Below are 14,256 nucleotides of genomic sequence, written 5' to 3' on the forward strand. Positions count from 1 at the left end.
CTCCCACATTTTGATGTGTGAATACAGTCAAATGTGGGAGCTGGCTTGCCTGCGATAGCTATCTAAAGATCAATCAAGGCGCTGGATTCGGATGATCCTTCTGAATCGCCTCAATCCCTTCCAACACTTCTTTCGACAGTTTCAGGTCAGCACTGGCAATGTTGCTATCCAGTTGCTCCAAAGACGTCGCACCAATGATGTTGCTGGTCACAAACGGCTGTTGCGTCACAAACGCCAAGGCCATCTGCGCCGGGTCCAGGCCGTGTTCACGCGCCAACGCCACATAGCGGCTGCACGCCGCTTCGGACTGCGGGTTGAAATAGCGGCTGAAACGGCTGTATTCGGTCAGGCGTGCCTTGGCCGGGCGTGCGCCGTTCTCGTACTTGCCGCTGAGCATGCCGAACGCCAGGGGCGAATACGCCAGCAGGCCGCACTGTTCACGAATCGCCACTTCCGCCAGGCCCACCTCAAAGCTGCGGTTGAGCAGGTTGTAGGGGTTCTGGATCGACACCGCGCGGGGCCAGCCACGGGCTTCGGCCAGGGCGAGGAATTTCATGGTGCCCCACGGGGTTTCGTTGGACAGGCCGATGTGGCGGATCTTGCCGGCTTTTACCTGCTCGTCCAGCGCTTCGAGGGTTTCTTCCAGCGGGGTGAGGTCGTCTTCGTCCTTGTGCTTGTAGCTCAGTTGGCCGAAGAAGTTGGTGCTGCGTTCCGGCCAGTGCAGCTGGTAGAGGTCGATCCAGTCGGTTTGCAGGCGCTTGAGGCTGGCGTCCAGTGCTTCGACGATGTGCTTGCGGTTGTGGCGCAGGTGGCCGTCGCGGATGTAGTCGATGGTGTTGCCGGGGCCGGCGATCTTGCTGGCGAGGATCCAGTCGGCACGGTCGCCGCGGCTTTTGAAGTAATTACCGATGTAACGCTCGGTAGTGGCATAGGTATCGGCCTTGGGCGGCACCGGGTACATTTCCGCCGTGTCGAGGAAGTTGATCCCCGCGGCCTTGGCCCGTTCGATCTGCGCGAAGGCCTCTGCCTCGCTGTTCTGCTCACCCCAGGTCATGGTGCCCAAGGCTATCGCGCTTACGTTCAGATCGGTTCGGCCCAGCTGTCGATAATCCATCGGGTACTCCTTCAGGGAAAACAATCATAAAAGCAGGTTGAATTTTTTTTCGCAATCTGCATAATTGCCCACCTCTTTCTGCAGTGGAAGTGATGCGCCGCCTGCCGAAGAATCTTGCCGTTGAACGGACGCGCCGACCCGAGCCCCCGATAGCGTCTGTATCCGGCTGCCTTTGACTTGTCAAAGTACGCACTATTCAGTAAGATCCGCCGTCTAATTTACAGGGCGGCCCCTGAGGCTATTAAAGAATGACAACTTTTACTGCAAAACCGGAAACAGTTCAGCGCGACTGGTTTGTCGTCGACGCCGCTGGTCAGACCCTGGGTCGTCTGGCCACTGAAGTCGCCAGCCGTCTGCGTGGCAAGCACAAGCCTGAGTACACCCCTCACGTTGACACCGGTGACTACATCGTGATCATCAACGCTGAGCAGGTACGTGTTACCGGCAACAAAGCGCAAGACAAAATGTACTACCGTCACTCCGGTTTCCCAGGCGGTATCAAGTCTTCGAACTTTGAAGGCCTGATTTCCAAGAAGCCTGAAGCCCCGATCGAAATCGCGGTCAAAGGCATGCTGCCGAAGGGCCCACTGGGTCGCGATATGTTTCGCAAGCTGAAAGTCTATGCGGGCGCTGTACACCCTCATGCTGCTCAGCAGCCCCAAGAACTGAAGTTTTAACGGAATAGTTCATTATGTCGGCGACTCAAAATTACGGCACTGGCCGTCGCAAAACCGCAACCGCACGCGTTTTCCTGCGTCCGGGCACTGGTAACATCTCGATCAACAACCGCACTCTGGACAACTTCTTCGGTCGCGAAACTGCCCGCATGGTAGTTCGTCAGCCGCTGGAACTGACCGAGACTGTTGAAAAGTTCGACATCTACGTCACCGTTATCGGTGGCGGTGTAAGTGGTCAAGCTGGCGCAATCCGCCACGGTATCACTCGCGCTCTGATGCAGTACGACGAAACCCTGCGTGGCGCACTGCGCAAAGCTGGCTTCGTAACTCGCGATGCTCGTGAAGTTGAACGTAAGAAAGTCGGTCTGCGTAAAGCGCGTAAGCGTCCGCAGTACTCGAAGCGTTAATTCGCTTTACGTTCCACAAAAACGCCCAACTCGTCACGGAGCTGGGCGTTTTTTATTGCCTGCGATTTATGCACAAATTTCGCCGTGACAACTTGCCACATCCGTAGACCCCCTATACTACAAGGCCTGGAGAGGGAGCCCCGGGCAATTCCCTTGTCATACGTGGGGCTTTTCATTACCATTCGGCAAAATTTTTATAAGTAAAGATTCAACACTTAGTAGACGCCTGATTTAACAGGCCAAAAAGCTGATGGGAGAGGACTGAATGAGCAATGACGGCGTGAATGCAGGCCGGCGTCGCTTCTTGGTAGCAGCCACATCCGTGGTGGGTGCTGCAGGAGCGGTGGGGGCTGCGGTCCCGTTCGTGGGGTCATGGTTTCCCAGTGCCAAGGCGAAAGCCGCAGGTGCACCGGTGAAGGTGAATGTCAGCAAGATCGACCCAGGCCAGCAGATGATTGCTGAGTGGCGCGGTCAGCCGGTCTTCATCGTTCGTCGTACTGAGGAAATCCTGGGGAATCTGAAAAAAATCGAAGGTCAGCTGTCTGATCCCGACTCGAAGAATTCCGACCAACCCGCCTACGTCGATAAGGAAATCCGTTCGATCAAGCCAGAGATTCTGCTGCTGATCGGTATCTGCACCCACCTCGGCTGCTCGCCTACCTTCCGCCCTGAAGTTGCTCCTGCCGACCTGGGCAAAGACTGGGTGGGTGGTTACTTCTGCCCTTGCCATGGCTCTCATTACGACCTGGCCGGCCGCGTCTACAAGTCACAACCCGCACCACTGAACCTGCCAGTTCCGCCACATCACTACGAGACTGACAGTGTCATTGTCATTGGCGTCGACGAGGGGGAGAAAGCCTGATGAGCAAGTTCATGGATTGGGTGGATGCGCGCTTCCCCGCTACCAAAATGTGGGAAGACCATCTCAGCAAATATTACGCACCAAAAAACTTCAACTTCTTCTACTTCTTCGGCTCCCTGGCGCTGTTGGTGCTGGTCAACCAACTCGTCACCGGCGTCTGGCTGACGATGAGCTACACACCTTCGGCTGAAGAGGCCTTTGCGTCCGTTGAAGGGATCATGCGCGACGTCGAGTACGGCTCGATCCTGCGTTTGCTTCACTCCACCGGCGCCTCGGCATTCTTCATCGTGGTCTACATGCACATGTTCCGTGGCTTGCTCTACGGCTCATACCAGAAACCCCGCGAGCTGGTGTGGGTGTTTGGCATGCTGATCTATCTGGCGCTGATGGCAGAGGCCTTCATGGGTTACCTGCTGCCGTGGGGGCAGATGTCGTATTGGGGCGCTCAGGTGATCATCTCGCTGTTCGGCGCGATCCCTGTCATCGGCAACGACCTGACCCAATGGATTCGTGGTGACTACCTGATTTCCGGCATCACCTTGAACCGCTTCTTCGCCTTGCACGTTGTGGCCCTGCCGATCGTGATTCTCGGCCTGGTGGTGCTGCACATCCTGGCGCTGCACGAAGTGGGTTCGAACAACCCCGATGGCGTCGACATCAAGAAGCATAAAGACGAAAACGGCATCCCGCTGGACGGCATTCCGTTCCACCCGTACTACACCGTGAAAGACATTGTCGGTGTGGTGGTGTTCTTGTTCATCTTCTGCTCGATCGTGTTCTTTTTCCCGGAGATGGGCGGGTATTTCCTCGAGAAGCCTAACTTCGAACAGGCCAATGCCTTCAAGACGCCTGAGCACATTGCACCAGTCTGGTACTTCACGCCGTTCTACGCGATCTTGCGGGCGATTCCAGACAAGCTCATGGGCGTTGTTGCCATGGGCGCCTCGATTGCGCTCTTGTTCGTACTGCCGTGGCTTGACCGCAGCCCGGTCAAATCGATGCGCTACAAGGGATGGTTGAGCCGAATCTGGCTGGTCGTGTTCTGCATCGCGTTCATGCTGCTGGGCTGGACCGGCGTCCAGGCACCGAAGCCTGCGCTGACGTTGCTGTCGCAGGTCTGCACCTTCCTGTACTTCGCCTACTTCATTCTGATGCCGTTCTACACCCGGCTCGAGAAGACCAAACCGGTTCCGGAAAGGGTGACTGGCTGATGAAAAAGTTATTCGTTGCTTTGATGCTTGCGGCACTGCCGCTACTGTCCTTCGCGGCCGAGCAGGGCCCGGAACTGGAAAAAGTCGATATCGACGTCTCTGACAAAGCTGCAATGCAAGATGGCGCGCGTACCTTCGCCAACTACTGCATGGGCTGCCACAGCGCCAAGTTCCAGCGCTATGAGCGGGTTGCCGATGACCTCGGTATCCCTCATGAGCTGATGCTGGAGAAACTGGTGTTCACCGGCGCCAAGATTGGCGACCACATGAACATCGGCATGCAGCCTGCCGACGCCAAAGCCTGGTTCGGTGCTGCACCGCCTGACCTGACCCTGGTGGCGCGCGTGCGGGGTACCGACTGGCTGTATGGCTACCTTAAATCCTTCTACGAAGACCCGGCGCGCCCTTGGGGTGTGAACAACAAAGTCTTCCCGAACGTCGGTATGCCTAACGTTCTGGTCGGCCTGCAGGGTCGCCAAGTGGTAGGATGCAAGCAGGTTCAGGTCGTTGAAGACGGCAAGAAGCAATATGATCCGTTGACCGGCACGCCTCTGACGCATGAAGCGTGTGATCAACTGACCATAGTGCCCAAGACCGGTACGCTGAACGAAGAGCAGTTCGACGAGAAGGTCAAGAATCTGGTGACCTTCCTGGCCTACTCGGCCAACCCGGTCAAACTGCAACATCAGCGCATCGGTACCTATGTATTGCTGTACCTGGCCTTCTTCTTCGTATTCGCCTATCTGCTCAAACGCGAATACTGGAAGGATGTGCATTGATCCAACCGTAAGCAATTGCTGTTAATCTTGCGCGCCCAGCGGCATCTCTGAACACGTAGCGGTCTGGTTGAACCAGGCACTGCAGAGATGCTCTCTGGGCGCGCTCGTTTTTGAGCTTTCGATAATTTCAACAAGCGAGGAGGACCGCCATGGGCGTGACCAATCGGTTGGCCTGTTACTCCGACCCCGCCGACCACTATTCCCACCGAGTACGCATCGTGCTCGCAGAGAAGGGTGTCAGCGCCGAGATCATCAGTGTGGAGGTGGGACGTCATCCGCCGAAACTGATCGAAGTGAACCCTTACGGCAGCTTGCCCACCCTGGTCGATCGTGACCTGGCGTTGTGGGAGTCAACCGTGGTGATGGAATACCTGGATGAGCGTTACCCGCATCCGCCTTTGTTGCCGGTGTACCCGGTGGCGCGTGCCAACAGCCGCCTGCTGATCCACCGGATCCAGCGTGACTGGTGCGGGCTGGTGGATGTGATTCTGGATTCACGCAGTAAAGAAGCCGTTCGGGTGCAGGCGCGCAAGGAATTGCGTGAGAGCCTGACCGGTGTTTCGCCGCTGTTCGCCGACAAACCTTTTTTCCTCAGCGAGGAACAAAGCTTGGTGGATTGCTGCCTATTACCCATACTCTGGCGCTTGCCGATCCTGGGCATTGAACTGCCACGGCCGGCCAAGCCGTTGCTTGATTACATGGAGCGCCAGTTTGCGCGTGAGGCTTTCCAGGCGAGTCTGTCTGGTGTCGAACGCGATATGCGCTAAGGCTTAAGGAGCCGCTGATGAACTCCAGTCGACCCTATTTGGTCCGCGCGCTCTATGAGTGGATTGTGGACAACGATTGCACCCCGCACATGCTGGTCAACTCCGAATTTCCCAAGGTTGACGTGCCTCAAGGTTTTGCCAGTGACGGGCAGATTGTGCTGAACGTATCACCCAGTGCCGTGCGCCACCTGCACATGGACAACGAGGCTGTCAGCTTCGAAGGGCGTTTTGGCGGCGTGCCCCATACGCTGTTCGTGCCGATTGGCGCGATTCTCGGGATCTATGCCCGCGAGAATGGTCAAGGCATGGTGTTCGATCTGGAGTCGCCTTTCGAGGACGACGAATCGATTGAAGGCGAAGACGGTGATGATGTACCACCACCGGACTCCGAGCCACCGCGTCCAAGCGGCCGGCCGAGCCTGAAAGTGGTGAAGTAAGCGGCTTTCACCCTCGGGTGAGCCTGAAAAATGCCTCGACATGCGTCGGGGCATTTTTTTGCGCGAAGGATGTGAATGAAAGTCGCGACACAACGGTGATCGTACAACCGCCATGGGCTATGATGCGGGCTCAAGTTCGCCGAGAAAGATGGTTCATCATGGAAAACGCCAACACCGCCCCTCGTCTTCCCCGCAAGCGCCGCAGCCTTGCCCAGGAATTGGTCACGGTGTTGTCTGAGCAGATCCGTGACGGTCAACTCAAACGTGGCGATAAGTTGCCCACCGAGTCGGCCATCATGGAAGCCCATGGCGTCAGCCGCACGGTCGTGCGTGAAGCCATCTCGCGTTTGCAGGCGGCGGGGCAGGTCGAAACCCGTCACGGTATCGGCACCTTTGTGTTGGACACGCCAAGCCCGAGCGGTTTCCGGATTGATCCGGCCACGGTGGTTACGCTGCGCGATGTGCTGGCGATTCTGGAGCTGCGGATCAGCCTGGAAGTGGAGTCCGCCGGCCTTGCCGCGTTACGTCGCAGCGACGAGCAACTGGCCGCCATGCGTGCGGCGCTCGATGCCCTGAATGAAAGCGCGGCCCACGCCGGCGATGCGGTGGCGTCAGACTTCGCGTTCCACCTGGAAATTGCGCTGTCCACCGGCAACCGCTACTTCACCGACATCATGACCCACCTGGGCACCAGCATCATTCCGCGTACGCGCCTGAATTCAGCGCGCCTGGCCCATGACGATCAGCAGCACTACATGGGCCGCCTGAGCCGCGAGCACGAAGAGATTTATGAGGCAATTGCCCGCCAGGATTCGGACGCTGCACGCGCCGCCATGCGCTTGCATTTGACCAACAGCCGAGAGCGACTGCGCCATGCCCACGAAGAGGCAGAAGCGCAGCGCGGTTAACCGGGCAACCGAGTGGTGTCGGGAGTAAATCGATCCAAGTGTGGGAGCGGGCTTGCCCGCGAATGCGGTGCGTCAGTCTGCACATGCATCAACTGAAAAACGCCTTCGCGAGCAAGCCCGCTCCCACATTTTGATCTCCTTGGCCTGGAGTTTTGCGTCTACTTAATTAGCCGGCTGATTGGGCTTGTAGTCCTTGAGCAGCAGATACGTACTCCAACCCCACCAATCATTGGTCCAGTGTTTGTCGTTCAGGTCATTCACGTCCTTGCGGCGCAGCACCTTGTCGCCTTCCGTCTTGAACAGCGGCGAAAAGTTATTCGCCGGGTTCTGCGCTGCGTTCAAATCCGGCACATACAGCGGCGCCTTGAAGTTGGCCGGGGAGGGCGCCACACCGCTGATAAAGGTCTCGAAGACCTCATCGGCCGAGGCCTGTACCGCCCGTTTGACCATCGCCCGATTGTCCGCGTCGATGGCATCGAAGTAGCGTTTATCCCCATAGGCATGCCATTGATCGCCCTTGGCGTTGCGCACCTTGAGCCCGAACTTGCTGTCCTCATCGTGCATGAAGCGGCTGATCAGCGAGCCCAGTTCGCCAGGCGTCACCACCGCCGCCAATTGCTTGCGCGGCACGCGCAGGTGGCCGGCGGAAAACAGGTCGGTCAAAAAGTGATCAGCAAAGCTGTTCATGGCGTAGGCCAATTCCAGTGCCTGATCGGTGCCGGTTTGATGGGCCACGACCGCCTGTTGCAGTGCCGCCGTATGGCCAGCCAGATACGCTGACAGCGCCCATTCGCCGAAGTGGTCAGCGTTATCTGCGGCCAATTTCAGGTAGCGCCCCAGCGGAATCAATGCCGAAACGGCACTGCCGCCGCCGGTGATGCGGTTCCATTCCTCGGACAACGTATCACCCAGCGCGTCATAGGCTTCGTGCGGTTGTTTGCCGTCCTTGATCGCCTGGTTCACGGCGTTGATCTCCTTTTGCATCACCGCGAGGATTTTCCCGGCCTCTTCCCGCGAGGCTGGCAGCACCGCCAGCGAATTGAACGCTGCAGTAAAACGCTGCACGCGATCGGCGGCGGACGCGCCGTCGCTGATCGGCTGGCCAGGAATGCCATAGAAATCGCCGCCCAGCGCGATCACCTGGCCATAGGTGAGTGCCAGCCCGTTGGGCAGGTGCAGCTCGACCTGGTGGGCGGGAATCGCCGGGGCGTCTTTGACGAAACGCAACAGCGTGTCATCGCCGATGGCGGTGTGCTCACCGCCTTCAAAGCGCAGGGTAGGTGGATTTTTCTCGGGTGCTGCGAGTTCAAGACCTGACATGTTAGCTCCTTGCTATGTCGTAGGAATCTTCCTTGATAGCTGTATGTATATACAGTTAATCGGAGCATAGAGGATTAATTTCCTACGTCAAGAAAGTGCGTTCAAACGCAGGGCCGGATGAAGCCCGATGAATTGCAGTTGACGAATCTTTTTATAGTTGTACGATGACGTACGACATCAACAAACCAACAATAACCTTTCGACAGAAAGTCTTCGCCCAGGGTGTTCGAATAATGAATCCACAAGAACTGAAGTCCATCCTCTCCCACGGTCTGCTGTCTTTCCCCGTGACCGATTTCAATGCGCAGGGTGACTTCCACCAGGCCGGCTACATCAAGCGTCTGGAATGGCTCGCCCCCTACGGCGCCACCGCCTTGTTCGCCGCCGGTGGCACCGGTGAGTTTTTCTCCCTAGCTGCCAGCGAATATTCCCAGGTGGTGAAGACTGCTGTTGATACCTGCGCCACCAGCGTGCCGATTCTCGCTGGTGTGGGTGGTTCGACCCGTCAGGCCATCGAGTACGCCCAAGAGGCTGAACGCCTCGGTGCCAAAGGCTTGCTGTTGCTGCCGCACTACCTGACCGAAGCCAGCCAGGACGGCGTCGCCGCCCACGTGGAAGCGGTGTGCAAGTCGGTCAAAATCGGCGTGGTGGTCTACAACCGCAACGTGTGCCGCCTGACTGCGCCTCTGCTGGAACGCCTGGCCGAGCGCTGCCCGAACCTGATCGGCTACAAAGACGGCCTGGGTGACATCGAGTTGATGGTGTCGATCCGCCGTCGCCTGGGTGACCGTTTCAGCTACCTCGGCGGCCTGCCGACTGCAGAGGTTTACGCCGCTGCCTACAAGGCCCTGGGCGTGCCGGTGTACTCCTCGGCGGTGTTCAACTTCATCCCGAAAACTGCGATGGACTTCTACCACGCGATTGCCAAGGACGATCACGCCACCGTCGGCAAGATCATCGACAACTTCTTCCTGCCTTACCTCGACATCCGCAACCGTAAAGCGGGTTATGCCGTGAGCATCGTCAAGGCCGGTGCAAAAATCGCCGGCTATGACGCAGGCCCGGTGCGCACGCCGCTGACCGACCTGCTGCCGGAAGAATACGAAGCCCTGGCCGCGCTGATCGACAAGCAAGGTCCGCAGTAACTTATCAACAAGGCCGCTGAGAGATCAGCGGCCTTTTGCGTCAGGAGAAGATTTGTGTCCCAAGCCAAACGTTTTGAGAACTACATCAACGGCGAGTGGGTGGCCGGTGCCGATTACTGCAACAACATCAATCCGTCGGAGTTGTCCGATGTCATCGGCGAATACGCCAAGGCTGACGTAGCTCAAGTCAACGCCGCCATCGATGCCGCCCGCGCCGCCTTCCCGGCCTGGTCGACCTCCGGCATCCAGGCTCGCCACGATGCGCTGGACAAAGTCGGCAGTGAAATCCTCGCCCGTCGTGAAGAACTCGGCACCCTGCTGGCCCGTGAAGAGGGCAAGACCCTGCCCGAAGCCATCGGCGAAGTGACCCGCGCCGGTAACATTTTCAAGTTCTTCGCCGGTGAATGCCTGCGCCTGTCCGGTGACTACGTGCCGTCCGTGCGCCCGGGCGTCAATGTGGAAGTCACCCGCGAAGCCCTGGGTGTGGTCGGCTTGATCACCCCGTGGAACTTCCCGATTGCGATCCCCGCCTGGAAAATCGCCCCGGCCCTGGCCTACGGCAACTGCGTGGTGATCAAACCGGCCGAACTGGTGCCGGGCTGCGCCTGGGCCCTGGCCGAGATCATCTCCCGCGCCGGCTTCCCCGCCGGTGTGTTCAACCTGGTGATGGGCAGCGGCCGCGTGGTTGGCGACGTATTGGTCAATAGCCCGAAAGTCGACGGCATCAGCTTTACCGGTTCGGTCGGCGTGGGCCGTCAGATCGCCGTCAGCTGTGTGTCGCGCCAGGCCAAAGTGCAGTTGGAAATGGGCGGCAAGAACCCGCAGATCATCCTCGACGACGCCGACCTCAAGCAGGCCGTCGAGCTGTCGGTACAGAGCGCGTTCTACTCCACCGGCCAGCGTTGCACCGCCTCCAGCCGCTTGATCGTCACCGCCGGTATCCACGACCAGTTCGTTGCGGCCATGGCTGAGCGCATGAAGTCGATCAAAGTCGGCCACGCGCTGAAAAGCGGCACCGACATCGGCCCGGTGGTTTCCCAGGCCCAGCTGGACCAGGACATGAAGTACATCGACATCGGCCAAGGCGAAGGTGCGCGGCTGGTCAGCGGTGGCGGCCTGGTGACCTGCGACACCGAAGGCTACTACCTGGCGCCGACGCTGTTTGCCGACAGCGAAGCCGCCATGCGCATCAGCCGTGAAGAGATCTTCGGCCCCGTGGCCAACGTGGTGCGCGTAGCGGATTACGAAGCGGCGCTGGCCATGGCCAACGACACCGAGTTCGGCCTGTCGGCGGGCATTGCCACCACCTCGCTCAAGTACGCCAACCACTTCAAACGCCACTCCCAGGCCGGGATGGTGATGGTCAACCTGCCGACTGCCGGTGTGGATTACCACGTGCCGTTCGGTGGCCGTAAGGGCTCCTCGTATGGTTCGCGCGAGCAAGGTCGCTACGCGCAAGAGTTCTACACCGTGGTGAAGACCAGCTACATCGGTTCGTAACTCGTAACACCCGTGGGAACCGGCTTGTGTGGGAGCTGGCTTGCCTGCGATAGCGGTACATCAGTCACAGAGATGTTGACCGATACACCGCCATCGCAGGCAAGCCAGCTCCCACAGAAAGCGGTTCCTGCACTTAAAACAGAAATGCTTACCCGCAAAAAAAATAATTAGTGGGAGTACATCTTCATGCAAGCGACCAAGCCGACCCACGTCCGCTATTTGATCCTGCTCATGCTGTTTCTGGTGACCACGATCAACTACGCCGACCGGGCCACTATCGCCATCGCCGGCTCCAGCCTGCAAAAAGACCTCGGTATCAGCGCGGTCACCCTCGGTTATATCTTCTCCGCATTCGGTTGGGCCTACGTGGCCGGGCAAATCCCCGGTGGCTGGTTGCTGGACCGGTTCGGCTCGAAAAAAGTCTATGCCCTGAGCATCTTCACCTGGTCGCTGTTCACCATTCTGCAAGGCTATGTCGGCGAGTTTGGCGTTTCCACCGCCATCGTCGCGCTGTTTATGCTGCGCTTTCTGGTGGGCTTGGCGGAAGCGCCGTCGTTCCCTGGTAATGCGCGCATTGTGGCCGGCTGGTTCCCCACCGCCGAACGCGGTACGGCCTCGGCGATTTTCAACTCGGCGCAGTACTTCGCCACGGTGCTGTTCGCGCCGCTGATGGGCTGGATCGTCTACACCTTCGGCTGGCAGCACGTGTTCATCGTGATGGGCGGGATTGGCGTACTGTTCTCGCTGATCTGGCTGAAAATTATCCACAGCCCGCGCCAGCACCCGATGATCAACGAGGCCGAACTCAAGTACATCTGCGAGAACGGTGCAATGGTCGACATGGACCAGGAGAAGACCAAGGGCCAGAAAACCGACGGTCCGAAGTGGGACTACATCCGCCAACTGCTGACCAACCGCATGATGCTCGGTGTGTACCTGGGCCAGTACTGCATCAATGGCATCACCTATTTCTTCCTGACTTGGTTCCCGGTGTACCTGGTGCAGGAGCGTGGCATGACCATCCTCAAGGCGGGGTTCATTGCTTCTCTGCCGGCCATCTGTGGGTTTGTCGGCGGGGTATTGGGTGGTTTGATTTCCGATTACCTGCTGCGCAAAGGCCATTCCCTGACGTTTGCGCGCAAGGCACCGATTATTGGCGGGTTGCTGGTGTCGTGCAGCATCGTGGCGTGCAACTACGTGGATATCGAATGGATGGTGGTGGGCTTTATGGCGCTGGCCTTCTTCGGTAAAGGCGTTGGCGCACTGGGTTGGGCGGTGGTGTCTGACACCTCGCCGAAACAAATCGCCGGCCTCAGTGGCGGTTTGTTCAATATGTTTGGCAACCTGGCCTCCATCAGCACACCGATTGTGATCGGCTACATCATCGCCACCACCGGCTCGTTCAAGTGGGCCCTGGTGTTCGTCGGCGCCAACGCCTTGCTGGCGGTGTTCAGCTACCTGGTGATCGTCGGCCCGATCAAGCGTGTGGTGCTCAAAGAGCCGCCCAGCAGCAAAGGGCCTGAGCTGACCCAATTTATCCAAGCGCATTCCTGAGGGGCGATGTAATGCAGTTGATTGAACATGCCGACTCGCCGCGCTCGATCCGTTTGCACGAGCGCGACAACGTAGTGATCGTGGTCAACGATCAAGGCGTACCGGCCGGGACCGAGTTCCCGGACGGCCTGGTGACTGTGGACTTCATCCCGCAGAGCCACAAGGTGACCCTGGAAGATATCCCTGAAGGCGGTCAGGTTATTCGCTACGGGCAGACCATTGGTTACGCCCTGGCGCCGATTCCACGTGGCAGTTGGGTGCAGGAAGACCAACTGCGCATGCCCACCGCGCCACCGCTGGACAGCCTGCCGCTGTCTACCGAAGTGCCTGAAACCCAGGCGCCGCTGGAAGGTTTTACGTTTGAGGGGTACCGCAACGCCGACGGCACCGTGGGCACGCGCAATATTCTGGGCATCACCACCACGGTGCAGTGCGTCACCGGTGTGCTGGACCATGCGGTCAAGCGCATCAAGGATGAATTGCTGCCCAAATACCCGAACGTCGATGACGTGGTGGCGCTGACCCACAGCTACGGCTGTGGCGTGGCGATCACGGCAACAGACGCGTACATCCCGATCCGCACCGTGCGCAACCTGGCGCGTAACCCGAACCTGGGTGGCGAAGCGCTGGTGATCAGCCTGGGCTGCGAGAAGCTGCAGGCCGGGCAGGTGATGCACGACAACGACAGCTCTGTCGACCTCAGCGAGCCATGGCTGTATCGGCTGCAGGATTCCAGCTATGGGTTTACCGAGATGATCGAGCAGATCATGGGCCTGGCCGAAATCCGCTTGAAAAAACTCGACCAGCGCCGTCGCGAAACTGTGCCGGCATCGGAGCTGATTCTGGGCATGCAGTGCGGCGGCAGTGATGCGTTTTCCGGCATTACCGCCAACCCGGCGCTGGGGTTTGCCTCGGATCTGCTGTTGCGGGCCGGGGCGACGGTGATGTTTTCCGAAGTGACTGAAGTGCGTGACGCCATTTACCTGCTGACCGCTCGTGCCCAGAGCAAAGAAGTGGCCCAAGCGCTGGTCAGGGAAATGGACTGGTACGACCGCTACCTGGCCAAAGGCGAGGCGGACCGCAGCGCCAATACCACGCCGGGCAACAAGAAGGGTGGGTTGTCGAATATCGTCGAGAAGTCCCTGGGCTCCATCGTCAAGTCGGGCAGCAGCGCGATCACTGACGTGCTTGGCCCGGGCGAGCGTTTCACGGGCAAAGGCCTGATCTTTTGCGCCACGCCAGCCAGTGATTTTGTCTGCGGCACCTTGCAACTGGCGGCCGGGATGAACCTGCATGTGTTCACCACCGGGCGTGGCACGCCGTATGGACTGGCGATGGCGCCGGTGGTGAAGGTCTCGACGCGTACGGAATTGGCGCAGCGCTGGCCGGACTTGATCGATATCGACGCCGGACGCATCGCCACCGGGCGTGCGAGCATTGAGGAATTGGGCTGGGAGTTGTTCCACTTCTACCTGGATGTGGCCAGCGGCAAGAAGCAGACGTGGGCGGAGCGGCATAAGCTGCACAACGACATTACGCTGTTCAACCCGGCGCCCATCACCTGAGACCGACGCG

14 protein-coding genes are annotated in these 14,256 nt (G+C 58.9%); 12 read left to right on the forward strand and 2 right to left on the reverse strand.

The features are described 5' to 3' along the window. Window positions 1-73: 73 nt before the first annotated feature. Complete coding sequence (locus ACP7B3_RS18705) at window positions 74-1,114, reverse strand: NADP(H)-dependent aldo-keto reductase (protein WP_242194720.1); 1,041 nt, start codon at window positions 1,112-1,114, stop codon at window positions 74-76. Window positions 1,115-1,362: 248 nt separating this feature from the next. On the opposite strand from ACP7B3_RS18705, the gene rplM reads away from it, so the two are divergent. The 8 genes from rplM (at window position 1,363) to ACP7B3_RS18745 (ending at window position 7,162) form a co-directional block, all read left to right on the forward strand. Next, the gene (gene rplM, locus ACP7B3_RS18710) at window positions 1,363-1,791 is read left to right on the forward strand and encodes a 50S ribosomal protein L13 (RefSeq protein WP_003171742.1); all 429 of its coding nucleotides are present in this window, start codon (window positions 1,363-1,365) and stop codon (window positions 1,789-1,791) included. A gap of 14 nt (window positions 1,792-1,805) precedes the next feature. Next, complete coding sequence (gene rpsI / locus ACP7B3_RS18715; RefSeq protein WP_003171743.1) at window positions 1,806-2,198, forward strand: 30S ribosomal protein S9; 393 nt, start codon at window positions 1,806-1,808, stop codon at window positions 2,196-2,198. 265 nt (window positions 2,199-2,463) lie between these two features. Further along, complete coding sequence (petA, locus tag ACP7B3_RS18720) at window positions 2,464-3,060, forward strand: ubiquinol-cytochrome c reductase iron-sulfur subunit (protein WP_003216040.1); 597 nt, start codon at window positions 2,464-2,466, stop codon at window positions 3,058-3,060. Further along, window positions 3,060-4,271 (forward strand): cytochrome b, encoded by a 1,212-nt coding sequence (locus ACP7B3_RS18725; protein WP_145165219.1) that lies wholly within the window; start codon window positions 3,060-3,062, stop codon window positions 4,269-4,271. Before petA ends, ACP7B3_RS18725 begins: the two co-directional genes overlap by 1 nt. Further along, the gene (locus tag ACP7B3_RS18730) at window positions 4,271-5,050 is read left to right on the forward strand and encodes a cytochrome c1 (RefSeq protein WP_145165217.1); all 780 of its coding nucleotides are present in this window, start codon (window positions 4,271-4,273) and stop codon (window positions 5,048-5,050) included. The genes ACP7B3_RS18725 and ACP7B3_RS18730 overlap by 1 nt, the downstream gene beginning before the upstream one ends. 149 nt (window positions 5,051-5,199) lie before the next feature. Further along, on the forward strand, window positions 5,200-5,817 hold the full coding sequence (locus ACP7B3_RS18735) for a glutathione S-transferase N-terminal domain-containing protein (protein ID WP_106578651.1): 618 nt from the start codon (window positions 5,200-5,202) through the stop codon (window positions 5,815-5,817). 17 nt (window positions 5,818-5,834) lie between these two features. Next, window positions 5,835-6,254 carry a ClpXP protease specificity-enhancing factor gene (locus tag ACP7B3_RS18740; RefSeq protein WP_159954235.1) on the forward strand — a complete coding sequence of 140 codons (420 nt, stop codon included), beginning with the start codon at window positions 5,835-5,837 and terminating at the stop codon, window positions 6,252-6,254. A 158-nt stretch (window positions 6,255-6,412) separates the two neighbouring features. Continuing rightward, the gene (locus ACP7B3_RS18745; RefSeq protein WP_106578653.1) at window positions 6,413-7,162 is read left to right on the forward strand and encodes a FadR/GntR family transcriptional regulator; all 750 of its coding nucleotides are present in this window, start codon (window positions 6,413-6,415) and stop codon (window positions 7,160-7,162) included. 162 nt (window positions 7,163-7,324) lie between these two features. On the opposite strand, the gene ACP7B3_RS18750 is transcribed toward ACP7B3_RS18745, so the two are convergent. Beyond that, window positions 7,325-8,482 carry a phospholipase gene (locus tag ACP7B3_RS18750; RefSeq protein ID WP_426180164.1) on the reverse strand — a complete coding sequence of 386 codons (1,158 nt, stop codon included), beginning with the start codon at window positions 8,480-8,482 and terminating at the stop codon, window positions 7,325-7,327. A 233-nt stretch (window positions 8,483-8,715) separates the two neighbouring features. Here ACP7B3_RS18750 and kdgD point away from each other — a divergent pair, with 233 nt between their 5' ends. The 4 genes from kdgD (at window position 8,716) to garD (ending at window position 14,246) form a co-directional block, all read left to right on the forward strand. Further along, a complete protein-coding gene (kdgD, locus tag ACP7B3_RS18755; protein ID WP_064450699.1) occupies window positions 8,716-9,627 on the forward strand; it encodes a 5-dehydro-4-deoxyglucarate dehydratase in 912 nt (303 codons plus the stop codon). Window positions 9,628-9,681: 54 nt separating this feature from the next. Continuing rightward, on the forward strand, window positions 9,682-11,127 hold the full coding sequence (locus ACP7B3_RS18760; RefSeq protein WP_426180167.1) for an aldehyde dehydrogenase family protein: 1,446 nt from the start codon (window positions 9,682-9,684) through the stop codon (window positions 11,125-11,127). A gap of 186 nt (window positions 11,128-11,313) precedes the next feature. Then, the gene (locus ACP7B3_RS18765) at window positions 11,314-12,681 is read left to right on the forward strand and encodes an MFS transporter (RefSeq protein ID WP_145165211.1); all 1,368 of its coding nucleotides are present in this window, start codon (window positions 11,314-11,316) and stop codon (window positions 12,679-12,681) included. A gap of 11 nt (window positions 12,682-12,692) precedes the next feature. Next, a complete protein-coding gene (garD, locus tag ACP7B3_RS18770) occupies window positions 12,693-14,246 on the forward strand; it encodes a galactarate dehydratase (RefSeq protein WP_426180169.1) in 1,554 nt (517 codons plus the stop codon). The last annotated feature ends 10 nt before the right edge of the window (window positions 14,247-14,256 follow it).

It is taken from the genome of Pseudomonas sp. TWRC1-2, assembly GCF_049896685.1.
In the GTDB taxonomy this organism is placed as follows: Bacteria; Pseudomonadota; Gammaproteobacteria; order Pseudomonadales; family Pseudomonadaceae; genus Aquipseudomonas.